The sequence below is a fragment of the Actinoplanes sp. NPDC049598 genome, from assembly GCF_040675435.1.
Lineage (GTDB): Bacteria > Actinomycetota > Actinomycetes > Mycobacteriales > Micromonosporaceae > Actinoplanes.
Window position 1 is genome coordinate 58,303 of sequence record NZ_JBFAOX010000025.1, and the last position, 14,498, is coordinate 72,800.

The 14,498-nt window shown below is 71.8% G+C and carries 12 protein-coding genes; 6 read left to right on the forward strand and 6 right to left on the reverse strand.

The features are described 5' to 3' along the window. Position 1: 1 nt before the first annotated feature. Entirely contained in the window at positions 2–1,276 is a 1,275-nt protein-coding gene (locus AB0J66_RS39000; protein ID WP_364672086.1) for a hypothetical protein, read from the reverse strand. 114 nt (positions 1,277–1,390) lie between these two features. On the opposite strand from AB0J66_RS39000, the gene AB0J66_RS39005 reads away from it, so the two are divergent. Both AB0J66_RS39005 and AB0J66_RS39010 read left to right on the forward strand, forming a co-directional pair. Then, positions 1,391–3,079: an L-lactate permease gene (locus AB0J66_RS39005; protein WP_364672088.1), complete on the forward strand. Its 1,689-nt coding sequence runs from the start codon at positions 1,391–1,393 to the stop codon at positions 3,077–3,079. Positions 3,080–3,153: 74 nt separating this feature from the next. Further along, positions 3,154–3,981: a serine protease gene (locus AB0J66_RS39010; RefSeq protein ID WP_364672089.1), complete on the forward strand. Its 828-nt coding sequence runs from the start codon at positions 3,154–3,156 to the stop codon at positions 3,979–3,981. Here the strand turns inward: AB0J66_RS39010 and AB0J66_RS39015 are convergent. Continuing rightward, the gene (locus tag AB0J66_RS39015; protein WP_364672091.1) at positions 3,978–4,340 is read right to left on the reverse strand and encodes a VOC family protein; all 363 of its coding nucleotides are present in this window, start codon (positions 4,338–4,340) and stop codon (positions 3,978–3,980) included. The genes AB0J66_RS39010 and AB0J66_RS39015 overlap by 4 nt on opposite strands. A 295-nt stretch (positions 4,341–4,635) precedes the next feature. Here AB0J66_RS39015 and AB0J66_RS39020 point away from each other — a divergent pair, with 295 nt between their 5' ends. Further along, positions 4,636–5,517 (forward strand): carbon-nitrogen hydrolase family protein, encoded by an 882-nt coding sequence (locus tag AB0J66_RS39020; protein ID WP_364672093.1) that lies wholly within the window; start codon positions 4,636–4,638, stop codon positions 5,515–5,517. A gap of 12 nt (positions 5,518–5,529) precedes the next feature. Here the strand turns inward: AB0J66_RS39020 and AB0J66_RS39025 are convergent, their stop codons facing one another. The 4 genes from AB0J66_RS39025 to AB0J66_RS39040 all read right to left on the reverse strand — a co-directional run bounded on the left by AB0J66_RS39025 (position 5,530) and on the right by AB0J66_RS39040 (position 9,375). Beyond that, positions 5,530–6,312 (reverse strand): hypothetical protein, encoded by a 783-nt coding sequence (locus AB0J66_RS39025; RefSeq protein ID WP_364672095.1) that lies wholly within the window; start codon positions 6,310–6,312, stop codon positions 5,530–5,532. Positions 6,313–6,475: 163 nt separating this feature from the next. Further along, positions 6,476–6,784 (reverse strand): hypothetical protein, encoded by a 309-nt coding sequence (locus AB0J66_RS39030; RefSeq protein ID WP_364672097.1) that lies wholly within the window; start codon positions 6,782–6,784, stop codon positions 6,476–6,478. A gap of 114 nt (positions 6,785–6,898) precedes the next feature. Beyond that, positions 6,899–7,930 (reverse strand): polysaccharide deacetylase family protein, encoded by a 1,032-nt coding sequence (locus AB0J66_RS39035; protein ID WP_364672098.1) that lies wholly within the window; start codon positions 7,928–7,930, stop codon positions 6,899–6,901. Between the two features lie 242 nt (positions 7,931–8,172). Further along, positions 8,173–9,375: a hypothetical protein gene (locus AB0J66_RS39040; RefSeq protein WP_364672100.1), complete on the reverse strand. Its 1,203-nt coding sequence runs from the start codon at positions 9,373–9,375 to the stop codon at positions 8,173–8,175. Positions 9,376–9,460: 85 nt separating this feature from the next. Between AB0J66_RS39040 and AB0J66_RS39045 the strand changes: the two genes are divergently transcribed. The 3 genes from AB0J66_RS39045 to AB0J66_RS39055 all read left to right on the forward strand — a co-directional run bounded on the left by AB0J66_RS39045 (position 9,461) and on the right by AB0J66_RS39055 (position 14,465). Further along, on the forward strand, positions 9,461–10,048 hold the full coding sequence (locus AB0J66_RS39045) for a sigma-70 family RNA polymerase sigma factor (protein WP_364672102.1): 588 nt from the start codon (positions 9,461–9,463) through the stop codon (positions 10,046–10,048). Beyond that, the gene (locus tag AB0J66_RS39050; RefSeq protein WP_364672103.1) at positions 10,041–10,793 is read left to right on the forward strand and encodes a hypothetical protein; all 753 of its coding nucleotides are present in this window, start codon (positions 10,041–10,043) and stop codon (positions 10,791–10,793) included. Before AB0J66_RS39045 ends, AB0J66_RS39050 begins: the two co-directional genes overlap by 8 nt. Before the next feature lie 114 nt (positions 10,794–10,907). Continuing rightward, complete coding sequence (locus AB0J66_RS39055; protein ID WP_364672105.1) at positions 10,908–14,465, forward strand: S8 family serine peptidase; 3,558 nt, start codon at positions 10,908–10,910, stop codon at positions 14,463–14,465. Positions 14,466–14,498: the final 33 nt, after the last annotated feature.

A 14,498-nucleotide genomic window follows, 5' to 3' on the forward strand; every position in this document is an offset into this window, starting at 1 on the left:
TTCAACGCACCTGTGCGACGGAAACCGACGCTACCCGCGACGCCGGGACCCTGGGGGCGTTTACGGCTTTTTGCAGGCCGGACAGCACGTGGTCGCGGCGGGCCCGGGTGAGCCGCTCCAGCAACGTCTCGTCCATCCCGGTCGTCCCGCTGCGGTTGGAGACCAGCGGGCGGTCGCCGAGGCCGTCCCGGTCGCGCTCGCGCTGCGGCTTGAACAGGAACTTCTTGCTCAGCATCAGGTGGGCCCCGGCGGCCCGGGCGTGCTCGGTCAGCAGCCGGTACCAGTCGGCCAGGGCCGGGTGCCGGCCGAGCAGCCGCTCGAGGTCGGCGTGCTCGGCCCCGGCCAGCTCGTCCGGCTCCACCTCGATCGCGGTCAGCAGCCGCCGCGGCAGGGCGGGCCGGCTCATCAGGTCGTCCAGGGCGGCCCGTTCGCCGTCCAGCAGCGCCGGAAAGATCCGCCGTACCTGCCGCTCGTAGTCCGGGATCGCGATGCCGAGCAGGAAGTCGCGCTTGAGGGCCTCCGGGTCCAGCGCCCCGCTGGGCGGGATGTCGTCCTCGGTCCAGTGCACCGCGAACTGCCGGAACACGTCCATGAAGAACTCCGGCGGCATGCTCGCCTCCGGCGGCAACGCCGCGAAATCCAGGAACAGCCGGCGCAGGGCGGTCAGGAGCTCGGTGGCCAGCCGTACGCGTTCCACGGCATCCTCGCCGGCCAGGCCCGCCCCGTCGCGGGTCAGCGGGCCGAGCACCTCGTTGACCGCCAGCTCGATCGCCTCGCCCTGCTTGACCAGCAGGAAGAACCGCTGCTCGCTAGCGGTGCCGGTGTAGCTGCGGATCCGCCCGTCGTCGAAGACTCCGGGCAGCTCGGCCAGGCACTCGCCGCCGCGGTGGACCCGCAGCGTGCCGACGTTCCAGCGGACCAGCGAGGCGTAGCTGTCCCGGCCGCAGTGCCCCTGGCCGGTGTGCGTGGCCAGGGCGGCGAAGTAGTCGCGGAACGGCATCTCGTCCGACCCGGCCGGCAGCCCGTCGAAGGCGCGTTCCGGATGGTTCCGCCCGCCGGGGGTCCACTCCTGGTAGTGCCGCGCCACCGAGGCGCCGAGGAAGCCGAGCCGGACCACGAGCCGCTGCGCCTCGACCGGGTCGAGCCGGCCGATCGCCGGCAGGTGCGGGAGCAGGACCTCGCGGGTCCGGTCCGCGAGCAGCCCCGGTGGGGCGTCGCCGGCGAGGATGGCGCGGTTGAGGCGGGGCACCTCATCGTCCAGCCAGGCGTCGATCACGTCCCCTCTTTCGACGTGATGCCGCATTTCCTTAATCCCGAGATGCGCTTCGGCGTCGATTCGGCGACCATGGCGGTTCAACCAGGGAATATCGATAGTTCTGGATGGTGGTCCATGGATGACCAGTTCAGGATCGTGACCGACCCCGTGGCCGATTCCGTCGCGATCTCCGCGATCTTCGCCGTGCTGCCCCTGCTGACCCTGTTCGTCCTGCTCGGCGTGCTGCGCATGCGGGCCTGGCTGGCCGGGGTGATCTCGCTGGTGGTCTCCCTCGTGGTGGCCGTCGCGGTCTACTCGATGCCGGTCGGCCAGGCGCTGCTCTCGGCGAGCGAGGGGGCGGCGTTCGGCTTCTTCCCGATCCTGTGGATCGTCCTCAACGCCATCTGGGTCTACAACCTGACCGTGGTCAGCGGCCACTTCGACGTGCTGCGCCGCTCGATGGAACGGGTCAGCCCCGACATGCGGATCCAGGCCGTGATCGTGGCCTTCTGCTTCGGCGCGCTGCTCGAGGCGCTGGCCGGCTTCGGCACGCCGGTCGCGGTGACCGTGGTGATGCTGATGGCGCTCGGCTTCCGGCCGATCAAGGCGGCGGCGGTGGCCCTGATCGCCAACACCGCCCCGGTCGCCTTCGGCGCTCTCGCCACTCCGATCACCACCCTGGGCACGGTCACCGCGGGCGCGGCCGACGACCCGCGCCTGAACACCGACACGCTCGGGGCGATGGTGGGCCGCCAGACCCCCGTACTGGCCGTGGTCGTGCCGTTGATCCTGGTCGCGGTGATCGACGGCAAGCGAGGCGTGAAGCAGACATGGCCGGCCGCGCTGATCGCCGGCGTGGTCTTCGCCCTGGCCCAGTTCGTCGCGTCGAACTACATCTCGGTGCCGCTGACCGACATCATCGCGTCGCTGCTGGCGGCCGCGGCCGTGATGCTGCTGCTGCGCGTATGGCAGCCCGCTGTCCCCTACGAGCAGGAAACCGAGCAGGGACCCGAGCAGGAACCCGAGCCGGGCGGGGGCGGCGGCTCGACCCGCGTGGCCGTCGAACGCGACACCAACACCGAGGTGCTCCGGGCGTACGCCCCTTATCTGATCATCATCGTCATCTTCGCGCTGGCCAACCTCGGGCCGATCAAGGACGCCCTGGCCGCCGAGCCCTGGACGGTGAAGTTCGCCTGGCCCGGCCTCGACGTGCTCGGCGAGAACGGCAAGCCGCTGTCCTCGACCACCTTCACCCTGGGCTGGCTGCCCGCCGCCGGCACCCTGATGATCCTGGCCGGCATCCTCACCGCGGTGGTCCTGCGCGTGCGGCCCGGTCGCGCTCTCAAGGCCTACGCCGACACGTACGCCGAGTTGCGGCACGCGATCGTCACGGTGATGGCGGTGCTGGCCCTGGCCTACGTGCTCAACCAGTCCGGCCAGACCAACACCCTGGGCGAGTTCCTGGCCGGCGCCGGCGCGTTCTTCGTCTTCCTGTCCTCGATCCTGGGCTGGATCGGCGTCGCCGTAACGGGATCCGACACCTCGGCCAACGCCCTGTTCGGCGCCCTGCAGGTGCAGACCGCGGCCGACGCCGGCCTCGACCCGGTCCTGCTGGCCGCGGCCAACTCCTCCGGCGGCGTCCTCGGCAAGATGATCAGCCCGCAGAACCTGGCCATCGCGGCCGCCGCCGTCGGCATGGCCGGCAAGGAGGGCGACCTGTTCCGCCGCGTCGTCGGCTGGAGCGTCCTGCTGCTGCTGATCATGTGCGTCCTGGTCACCCTGCAGGCCACGCCGGTGCTCGATTGGATGGTGCCCTCGGTATGACGCGGACGTTATAGATTGACATGTGTTAATTCGCGGTGCGAGGGTCGGACTGCCAAAAGCAGAAAGGAACACCCATGCGCGTACGCCGTGCCCTCGCTACCGCCGCGGCGGCTGTTGCCGCCTTCACCGGTGTCCTGGCCGGACCCACCTCGCCCGCCCAGGCCGTCGCGGCCACCACGCTGGCCAACACCATCGCCCTGAGCAACTGCTCCGCCTCGCTGGTCCGCTACCCGAGCTCGGTGAGCAGCGACCGGGCGATGATGCTGACCAACGGCCACTGCTACGAGGGCGGCTTCCTCTCGGCCGGTCAGGTGCTGGTCAACCGCACCTCCAGCCGCTCCGGCACGCTGCTCAACAGCTCCGGCGGGTCGCTCGGCACGGTCCGGGCCGACCGCGTGCTGTACGCGACGATGACCGGCACCGATGTCACGCTCTACCGCCTCACCAGCACGTACGCCACGTTGTCGTCCCGCTACGGCGCGACCGCGCTGACCATCGCGAGCAGCAAGGCGGCGGTCGGCACGAGCATCGCGATCCCGTCCAGCTACTGGAAGCAGATCTGGAACTGCAAGATCGACCGCTACGTGCCGCAGCTGCGCGAGGGCGAGTGGACCTGGAAGGACTCGATCCGCTACGACGCCAACTGCGACACCATCCACGGCACCTCGGGTTCGCCCATCGTCAGCGCCACCAGCGGCCAGATCGTCGGCATCAACAACACCGGCAACGACGACGGAGAGGCGTGCACCCTGAACAATCCGTGCGAGGTCAACGCCGACGGCACCACCTCGGTCTACCAGGGTCAGAGCTACGGCCAGGAGACGTACTGGTTCACCACCTGCCTGACCTCGACCCGCACCATCGACCTCAACAAGTCGGGCTGCCTGCTCACGAAGCCCTAACCGGCCGGCGCCACGCAGAACTCGTTGCCCTCGGGGTCGAGCATGACCACATGGCTCAGCTCGGCCCCGTAGCGGTGCTCGCGGACGACCGTCGCGCCCGCTGCTTCCAGCTCGGCCGCCTTGGTGCGAATGAGGGCGCTGTCAACGCGTACGTCCAGGTGCATTTTGTTCTTGGCGGTCTTCGGCTCCGGCACCCGGAGGAAGCTGATCGCCGGGCCCCGGCCCTCCGGGTCGACGATCGAGGCGCCGTCCGGCTCGTCGTAGCCGGGCTCCCGCACGTAGCCGAGCGCGCCCGCCCAGAAGGCGGCCTGCCGATGGGGATCCGCCGCGTCGCAGCCCAGGGTCCAGAGGGTAGCCATGGGCCCGAACCTACTGCTAACGTCCGGGTCGGCGTAACCCACGCCCAACCTCCAGCGACCGTCCCCGGCGCGCGGTCCCCGACGGAGGCAAAGGGACTTTCCGTCTCGGGTCGCTGTCCTGATTCGTTCGTCTCGGACGCTTCGATCGCGCGGGGGATCGGCGTGCGGGACAGCGGAGGTCCAGATGACAGCGAACGGAAACTTCAAGCGCCGGGTCCGAGCCCGCGCGGCCAAGACCGGTGAGTCCTACACCGCTGCCCTGAGGCACTTCCGCACGACTCCGCGAGGAGATTCGATGCGATCTGTACGACTGTCCGTCGCTCAGCTGACGGTCCACCCCGACCCGGCCGACACGGCGGCGCTGCGCGAGAGCGGCGACGGGATCCGCCGCCTGATGCGCGAGGCCCACGCGGCCGGCGCCCGGCTGCTGCACCTGCCCGAGGGCGCGCTGGTCTGTCCCGACAAGAGGATCATGTCGGCCACCGGCCCGGAGACGGTCGGCGGGGCCGACTGGTCGCGGGCCGACTGGGCGACGCTGGCCGGCCAGCTGCGGTCGATCGTGGCCCTGGCCGGGGAGCTGCGGCTGTGGACCGTGCTCGGGTCGGTCCACCCGCTGACCGGTCCCCGGCGGCCGCACCTGAGCCTCTACGTCATCTCCGACGCGGGCGCGATCGTCACCCGCTACGACGAGCGGATGCTGTCCAACACCAAGGTCAGCCACATGTACACGCCCGGATCGGCGCCGATCACCTTCACCGTCGACGGCGCCCGGTTCGGCTGCGCGCTGGGGATGGAGGCGGCCTTCCCCGAGGTGTTCCTGGAGTACGAGCGGCTCGACGTCGACTGCGTGCTGTTCTCCACCCACGGGCCGGGGTCGCCGGTCAACAACGGGCCGTTCGCCCTGCAGGCCCAGGCCCTGGCCGCTGCCAACAGCTACTGGGTCAGCTACGCCGGCACGGCCCAGGACGCGCCGAACGCGCCCTCCGGTCTGGTCGGCCCGGCCGGCGACTGGGCCGCCCGCTGCCCGGCCGCGCCCGAGGAATCCCTCGTGACGGCCGACCTGGATCTCGCGGCCGAGAACCACGCCCGCCCGTGGCGCCGGGTCGCCCGCAGCGGCCTGTACGCCCAGTACCAGGCCCCCAACGACCCCAGAAGCCTGGACCGAGCCCGTTCCTGACCCTCCGGCCCCTCAGGCACCGTCGGAGTAGGCCGGGCGGGCGGCCATCGCGTACGGGACGTGCGCGGTGGCCGCCGCCGGGAGCAGGTGGCGCACGCGGCTGGCGCTGTCGGTGGCGGCCCACGACTCCTGGCGCAGGCTGGCGCTGGTCGTGCGGGCCAGCCAGGCGTCGTGGCGGGCGGCCCGCTCGGCGGCCACGGCCCGCTCGTAGCGGTCGCGCAGGTGGCCCTCGGCGGCCCGGGCGACGACCAGCTCCTGCTCCAGCGGGTGCAGGCGCGGGTCCCAGCCGGCCCGACCGGCCAGCGCGTCGCCCACGGCCGCGGTGGGCAGCCAGCCCCGGGCGACGGCGTCGCGGACGGCCCGGTGCAGGAAACGCTCGCGGGCCACGTACTCGGTCGGGGTCTGCGCGCTCCACGGCGTGCCGAAGGCGCCGGCGGCCCGGCGGGCCCGCAGCCGGGCGTCCGCGTCCAGCCAGTCCTGCCAGGCCGCGTTCACGTCGTCGGTCGTCTGCTCCCAGCGCTCCTGCCAGCGGGCCGCGGCCAGCTCGGCCCGGTCGGCGGCCACCCGCACCTCGTCGGCGTACTGGGTGGTGGCCAGCGCCTCCAGCGAAAGCCGGCGGCGGCGCTCGCCGCGCTCCCGGATCAGGGCGACCACGTCGCGCAGGGCCTGCCTCGGGTGGCGCACGCCCTGCGGGCTGGCCAGCACCAGCACGGCCGGGAGGGTCAGCAGCATCAGCGTGGCCCAGATGGCGGCCGGGGCGGGGGTGGTCAGCAGCATTTCGGCGACGACGTTCATGGGAATGGGAGTCCTGTCCGCTCAAGGAAAAAGGAAGAAGGCCGGCAAGACAGCGCGCTTCTCCCGAGAAGGACTCAGGCGGATTGCTTTACCCGTCGGCGCACACTGGCCGGGGAAAGGACGCGCTGGCTGACGCGCCGCCCGAGGGGCGGCGTGGTGATGGTCAGGCGCGCGCGGAGGGCGGGCCGCGTGATCCGCGGGCCCCGGCGGTGTGCTGAGCGGAGAGGACGCGCGCACGGTCGGCGACTGGAGCGCCGGGCGTACGGGCGGAGGCCGCCTCCGGCGAGAAATCCTCACCCGGAGTGTCGGCAGTGGACCCTGCGGCCGGTGCAGCGGGGGAGCTGGTGCTGTGGGTGACCCCGGCGGCGACCGGCCCGGCGACTGCTGCGGGGGCGACCAGGCCCAGCGTCAGCAGCAGGAGCAGGGCAGACAACGATCGCAGCAGAGCGCCGCGCAGAGAGATCGTTGTCATGTCCCTAATGTACCGATTTAATCGCTGAACGGGTGACGCCACTCCGAGATCATGATGGCTTGCCCGAGTCCTGGAACGGGCCGCAGCCCCGCTGCGGCGGGGCTGCGGCCGCGGTCAGGCTGTTCGGCAGGACAGGGACGGCCAGGTCCAGTTGCCGCCGTGCTGGACGGTGAAGCCGAAGACGTTGCCGCTGCCGTTGGGCCGCGCGGTCATCACGAGACCGGTCGAGTCCCAGCTCACCGAGGTGTTCCAGGTGGCGATGACCTTCTGCGGGGAGCGGAAGGTCACGGTGACCACCCAGTTCGTGGCGCCGCCGACGGTGACCTGGCCGTTGAAGCGGTCGGACCACTTCTGACCCTCGGCGTACGAGGCGGTGCAGCTCCCGCCGCCGGTCGGGGGCGGCGTAGTGGTGGGCGGGGTGGTGGGTGGCGTGGTCGGGCTGTCCGACGGGGCCACGGCGCGGCCGGTCGACGAGGAGATCATGCCGGCGCACAGACCCCGCTGGGCCAGGCCGGACGCGATCTGCGGGATGGCGCTGATCGTGGTCTGGTAGTTGTCGTGCATCAGGATCAGCTGGCCGTTGGTCAGCCGGCTCGCCGCCTGCACGATCTGGGCGGTGCTGGCGCCGTTCCAGTCCTGCGAGTCGACATCCCAGGTCACCGTGCGCAGCCCGAGCGCGGAGGCGGCCGACTGCAGGGTGCTGTTCGTCTCCCCGTACGGCGGCCTGAAGATCGTCGGGGTGCCCCCGCCGCCGTTGCGGATGGCGGTCTGGGTGCGCGAGAGCTCCGAGGACATGGCGGACTGACTCAGCGTCAGCATGTGCGGGTGGGTGTAGCTGTGGTTGCCGACCCACATGCCGGCCGCGACCTGAGCACCCACGAGGCTCGGGTTGGCGGCGGCGTTCTGGCCGGTGTTGAACATGGTGGCCCGCAGACCGGCCGAGCGCAGGGCCGACAGCAGCTGGTTGGTGGTGCTGGGGTTCGGCCCGTCGTCGTACGTCAGGCCGACGTAGCCGTTGGGGCACGAGGCGGCCAGCGGCGCGGGCGCGGCCTGAACCGAGGGAGACAGGGCGACGGCACTGGCGGCGGCCAGCAATCCGGCCGCGGCGGCGAGGAAGAGGGATCGAGGACGGATCCGTCTGCTCATGGGGGGAATCACCTCTCGTCGGTAAGGGGGAGCGGCCGGGACCCACCGGTGGAAGCAGTCCCGTCCGCAAATCGACGATCGTCGTTGCGTCCCATCTTGGGAGCGTGACCACGGATGAGTCAACCATTAACTTCCGGCAATCCTCCGTAAGTTCCGGTCATCTCCGCCTGCGACTAGGTGACCCGAAGATCAGAGCATTGCCGAACGACTTCCCGAAACTTCCGATCGGTCGGCGAAAAGCGTCATCCCGCGTGGCGCAGGGTGGTCAATCCGTCGACGGAGGCGCGTCCCACCACTTGGCCGGTGGTGACGTCCAGCCAGGCGACGCGGTCGTGGCCGCCGGCGTAGAGGCGCCGGCCGTCGCGGCTGAGGCGCAGGCCGCACACCGGGTCGGCGAGCGACCAGTGCGCGACGACCCGGCCCGTGGCGCGGTCGACCACGTGAACGTCCGTACCGTAAGCGGCGTAAGCCTTTCCGGCCCCGAGCGCGAGGTGACCGGCGGCGGAACCGGCCGGGATCCGGGTAACTTTCTCGATCTCCAGCGAGCCGGCCGACGCGAACGCGAGCGACCCGCTCGCCGCGTCGAGCACGGCGATGTGCGTCGCGTCCGCGGCCAGCGCATGCCCCTCCGGCGCGCCGTGCCCGAACGGATCCGGCAGGTTTAGACAGAAAGCCCATCGCTCGTTCAGCTGCAGCACATGGACAAAGGCGTGCACGTTGCCGGGCGTGTGGTTGAGCAGATTGCGGGTGTGCTGATGGTCGGGCTGGTGGGTGTACAACGTGTAGAGCACCTGCCGGTCCCCGGAGAGCACCGCCTCCCGCCCGCTGCCGCGCATCTCCTCCTCGGCCCCGGCCGGCACCGGCACCTTGTTGCGGGTGAGCAGCGGCTGCAGCTGTCCACCGGCCAGATCCAGCAGCCGCACGCGATAGTGCTCGGGCGCCGTTGCCGGAAGCCACTCGAGCACGAAGAGCCCGGTGCCATCGCTGGTGAACGCATCCGGCTCGACCACGCCCGCCGGATTGAACTTCTGCCGCCGCTCATCGGTCACCACCAGCAGCGGACTGCTCGTTCGCGCAGCGGGCGGCTCCTCATGCGCGCTTTGCGTCAGCACGCAAGCGTTGCCGGCCTCGGCGACCACGCGGGGCACCCATCCACCCCCGATCTCGATCTTCTGGATGGGCGCCCCGGTGACCGCATAGGTGCGGGTCAGCGCCGTGCCCTCGGCCACGTAGGCGACGGCGCCGTCCCGGCTCAGCGCCGCTCCCGCCCCGACCAGTCGCGACTCGGCCCCGCTGAGGCGGACGAGCCCGCGCTTGGTGTCGGCCAACAGGAGATCCGGCACAGGCGTCGCCGTCGCTACAGCCGGCCGCGACCGGCAGGCACCAAGCGAGGCGGCGGCCAGCGCGCCACCGGACAGGGCAAGAAAGCTGCGGCGCGTAGTCATGCCCGAACGACACCGCCCACCGCGAAGAGGTTCCCGCCAGATCGGGCGGTGGTGGAACCCTTTCGCGGTTCGTGGTGTCGAGGCAGTGTCGGGGCGGAGGGGGAGGGGCGAGCTGAGCGAGACCACGGAGCTGGACGACGCGGCCGCTGTGGGGCGGGCGCGGGGTGGTGACCTGGGGGCCTACGAGGTTCTGGTCGCCCGCTACACCGTGGCCGCGCATCGGGCGGCCGTGCTGCTCGGTGCGGGCGATGACGCTGACGACGTGGTGCAGGAGGCGCTGGTGAAGGCGTACCGGCAGCTGTCGCGATATCGCGGGGACTCCGGCTTCCGGCCCTGGCTGCTGGCGATCGTGGCCAATGAGACGCGCAACCTGCATCGCTCCCGCCGGCGGCGGGACGGGCTCGCGCTGCGGGCCGCCGCCAAGGAGGGGCCGCGGGGGGACGCGCCCGACCCGGCCGATTCGGCGATGGCCCATGAGCGGCGCGAACGGCTGGTCGAGCACTTGAGGAAGCTGGGCGAACGGGACCGGGAGGTGCTCGTCTGCCGCTTCCTGCTCGACCTGTCCGAGCAGGAGACCGCGGCGGCGCTCGGTGTGCCCAAGGGGACGGTCAAGTCGCGGACCAACCGGGCGCTGGCCCGGCTGCGTGAAGGCATGGAGGTGCCCGATGCCTGACCGCGACGACGACCTGATCGCCGAACTCCGCGACCTGACGGCCTGGCTCGAGCTCCCCGAGCCGGCCGACCAGCGCGCCGCCGTCCGCACCCGCCTCGCGAAGCGAACAGGACTGGCTGAGCGAACGCGCATGGGGGAGCGGATGCGCCGGGCCAGGTGGACGGGCGCGGCGCGCTGGCGGGTATGGGTGGCGGGCGCGGTCACGGCTCTCGTGGCGAGCGTGCTTCTGGTGGCGCCGGCGCGGGCGGCGGTGGTCGAGGTGGTGGCCGGGGTGCTTCGGGTGGCGGGGATCGAGGTGCGCCGGGAGGCAGCACCGCCGGCGCCGGCGGTGAGTCCGCGCCCGCTGCCGTCGACGGGGGAGATCTCGCTTGATGAGGCCCGCAAAATCGCCAGGTTCCCGGCCGCGCTGGGGGATCCGGAGCGGGTCGAGGTGGCCGATCAGCGGCGTGTGGTCTCGTTGATCTACCGGGGCGGCACGATCCGGCTCGATCAGTTCGACGGGTCGGCCGGGGCGTTCCTCAAGCAGGCCGGGCAAGCGGAGTGGACCGATGTCGGGGGTGCGCTGGCGGTCTGGCTGCCGGGGCCGCACACCCTGACCTACATCGACCGGGCCGGCGTCGAGCACAGCGCCACGGCTCGGCTCGCCACACCCACGCTGATCTGGGACGACGGGGTGCGGACGTACCGGCTGGAGGGCTTCACCAGCAGAGAACAAGCCCGTCAGGTGGCGCTCTCCATGCCGTGAGGCAACGGTTGTCCACATCGCGCCATGTCGCCACTACGGCAGTCGGCAGACCTCCCGGCGGACCGCGGGTGAACTCCAGAATGCGTGACAACCCGCACGCTAAGGAGCCCGACCTTGCCCGCATCGAAGCGCCTCACCGGTGGCCTCGTCGGCCTCCTGATCGGAGCCGGCGGCGTGGCCTGGTTGCCGCCAGGTCCCGCCGCCGCCGGTCCCCCGGCCGCACCCGCCCGCGTCGCCGCTCCCCCCGCGGCCGCGCAAACGATCACGCTCGTCACCGGTGATGTCGTCGAGCTGGCCCCGGCCGCCGGCGGCGAAGCCGGCGGCGACGGCCGGATCGCGGCGACGGTGCGGCCGGGGCCGGGCCGGGAACACATCCGGTTCGCCACGGTCGAGGCCGGGAACGGCGTGCGGGTGCTGCCCAGCGACGCCCTGCCGCTGCTGCGCGAGGGCCGGCTCGACGCCGAGCTGTTCGACGTGCAGCACCTGGTCGAGCAGGGCTACGGCGACGCCACCCGCGGCACGCTCCCGCTGATCATCCAGGGAGCGGCGGCAGCAGCAAAGCTGAGCAGCACCGGAAAACCGGGCGGGGGCCAGGAAACGCCGGCCGCGAAGTCGACGGCAAAGACCCTGCCGAGTCTGGGCGCCGTCGCCGTGCAGGCCGACAAGCATGGGCTCGCCGACTTCTGGCGTACGCAGGCAGCCGGCACCGGCGCCCGCACCGCCACCACCGCCCAGCACATCTGGCTCGACGGCAAGGTCAAGCCGGCCCTCGACCGCAGCACCGCGCAGATCGGCGCGCCGGCCGCCTGGGCGGCCGGGCTCGACGGCCGGGGCGTCAAGGTCGCCGTGCTCGACACCGGCGCCGACGCGAGCCACCCCGACCTGGCGGGCAAGATCGACGAGGCCCGGGACTTCAGCGGCAGCGCCGACACCGGCGACCGCTTCGGGCACGGTACGCACGTGGCGGCCACCGTCGCGGGGACTGGCGCCGGCTCCGGCGGCCTCCGGAAGGGCGTCGCTCCGGGCGCCCGCCTGCTGATCGGCAAGGTGCTCGACGACAGCGGCTCCGGTTACGAGTCCGGGATCATCGAGGGCATGGAGTGGGCCACCGGCCAGGGCGCCCGCGTGGTCAACATGAGTCTCGGCGGTGAGGCGACCGACGGCACCGACCCGATGAGCGCCGCCGTCGACGAGCTCAGCGAGTCGACCGGCGCCCTGTTCGTGGTGGCCGCCGGCAACGAGGGCGCGAGCTACAAGGTCGGTACGCCCGGCGCCGCCGCCGGCGCCCTGACCGTCGGCGCGGTCGACCGCGAGGACCGGATCGCCGACTTCTCCAGCCGCGGCCCGCGCCTCGGCGACGAGGGTCTCAAGCCCGAGATCACCGCGCCCGGCGTGGACATCGTGGCCGCCCGCGCCGCCGGCACCACGATGGGCGAGCCGGTGGACGAGCTCTACACCGCCGCCTCGGGCACCTCCATGGCGACGCCGCACGTGGCCGGCGCGGCCGCGATCGTCGCCCAGCAGCATCCCGACTGGACCGGCTCGCAGATCAAGGACGAGCTGGTCAGCACCGCCAAGACCACACCGGACACCCCGGTGTTCTCACAGGGCGCCGGCCGGGTCGACCTCGCCCGGGCCACGATCCAGAAAGTCGCCGGCACGGGTGTGGCCGACTTCGGCCTCCACCAGCTCGGCGGGTCGCCGGTCACGAAGACCGTCACCTACACCAACGCCGGCACCGCGCCCGTCACGCTGACGTTGCAGGACACCGTGGCCGCGGTGACGACGTCGGCGAACACGGTCACCGTTCCGGCCGGCGGCACGGCCGGCGTGACCTTGACGTACGACCTCAAGACGCCCGGCCAGAGCAGCGGGTGGCTCACCGCCACGGCCCCCGGCGGCATCGGCGTCACGACCGCGCTGGCCGGCACGGTCGACCCGCCGCACCACACCGTGACCGTCTCGGCGGTGGACCGCCAGGGCAAGCCGGCCTCGGTGCCCGCGATGTTGATGTTCGGCGACGACTCGCGCTTCGACGTGCTCGACGGCATCTTCGCGGGCCAGGTCCGGACGTACGAGGTGGCCGAGGGCGACTACCTGCTGAACGCGACGATCGCCGACGGCGCCCCGCTCGACGAGCAGGACAACCTGATCACCATCCCCGAGCTCCGGGTGGACCGGGACCTCCGGGTCACGCTGGACGCACGTACGGCCAAGCCTGTCAAGATCGAGACGCCGAGGCCGGCCGAGCAGCGCACCGTGTGGAGCTACTACGTGCACCGGGTGACCGGGTCGGGGCGCGGCGTCATCAACGGGTTCATGAACTTCAGCTCGGTCAACGGGATCAACGTCACGCCGACCGCCAAGCTGCGCCAGGGCAGCTACGAGTTCTCGTCGCGCTGGCAGCTGGTCGCCCCGCTCGTGCAGTCTTCGCTGCCCGGTGTGGACATCAACCTGACCGCGGCCTCGCCGGTCTACACCGGGACGAGGAAGTTCGACCTGGTGGCCGGGCTCGGCGGCAACGTCAAGGGCAAGGCCGTCGTGCTCGAGACGGACAACTACTACGACGCGGCGCTGCAGGCGGCCGAGGCCGGCGCGGCGGTGGCGCTGGTGGTCTACCCGCCGACGATGTCGGCCTGGGGCTCGTGGCAGCCGGACGGCGAGCGGATGCCGATCATCAACGCGGTCGTGCCCAACGACGACGGTCAGAAGCTGCTGGCCCAGGCCCGCAAGCGCGGCGCGTCGATCTCGCTGACGCTGACCCCGGACAGCCCCTACCTGTACGACGTCTTCCAGATCTCCAAGGATCGGGTGCCGAGCCAAATCACCTACCGGGTGACCGCGGCCAACTCGCAGCGGATCACGTCGCGCTACCAGGACAACGGCGGCTTCGACTACGTCCGTGAGCAGCGGTTCGGCTGGCGGCCGGCGCAGGAGTACTCGTGGAACGACGCCCAGCGCGCGGTCCGTACGCCCTCGGTCCGCGAGGAGTGGGTGAGCACCGGGGACACGCTGTGGCAGCATCAGGTGCACAACGAGTACCCGTTCAACTCGATCGGGGCCAAGCTCGACGGTGGCTTCCACGACGACCCGGCCTCGTACAAGCGGGCGGGTCACGCGGCTGAGACCTGGGCCGCGCCGGTGCTGCGGCCGGCCGGGTCAGCCACCCGCGAGGGCAACCTGCTGCACCTCAGGGTGGCCGACTTCGTCGACGCCGACGGTCACCGCCAGGTCGACCAGGCCGGGCAGGCGGCGGCGCTCTACCGCAACGGAACGCTGGTCGGTGAGTATGCGAACGCCTGGCGGGACGTGGCGGTACCGGCCGGCGACGCTGCGTACAAGCTGGTGGTGACGACCAAGCGCGGCGGCGAGGAGTGGCTGTACGGCACGTCGACGTCGACGGAGTGGATCTTCGAAGCGAATAAAGACGGCAAGCTGCCGCTGCTGCAGCCCGCGTACGACGTCCCGGTCGATCTGAACGGCATCGCCCGCAAGCCGGTCCGGGTGAGCGTCCCGGGCGCGAAGTGGGTCAAGGTTGAGTACTCGGTGGACGACGGTAAGACGTGGCGAACGACGGCCGGGAGGACCGGGCCGGTCTCGCTGCGGGTGACCGCGAGCGACCGCGTCGGCAACACCGTGACCCAGACCGTGATCCGGGCCTACGGCCGATGAAGCCGATCGAGGAGAACGCCGGGCCGGTCGGCG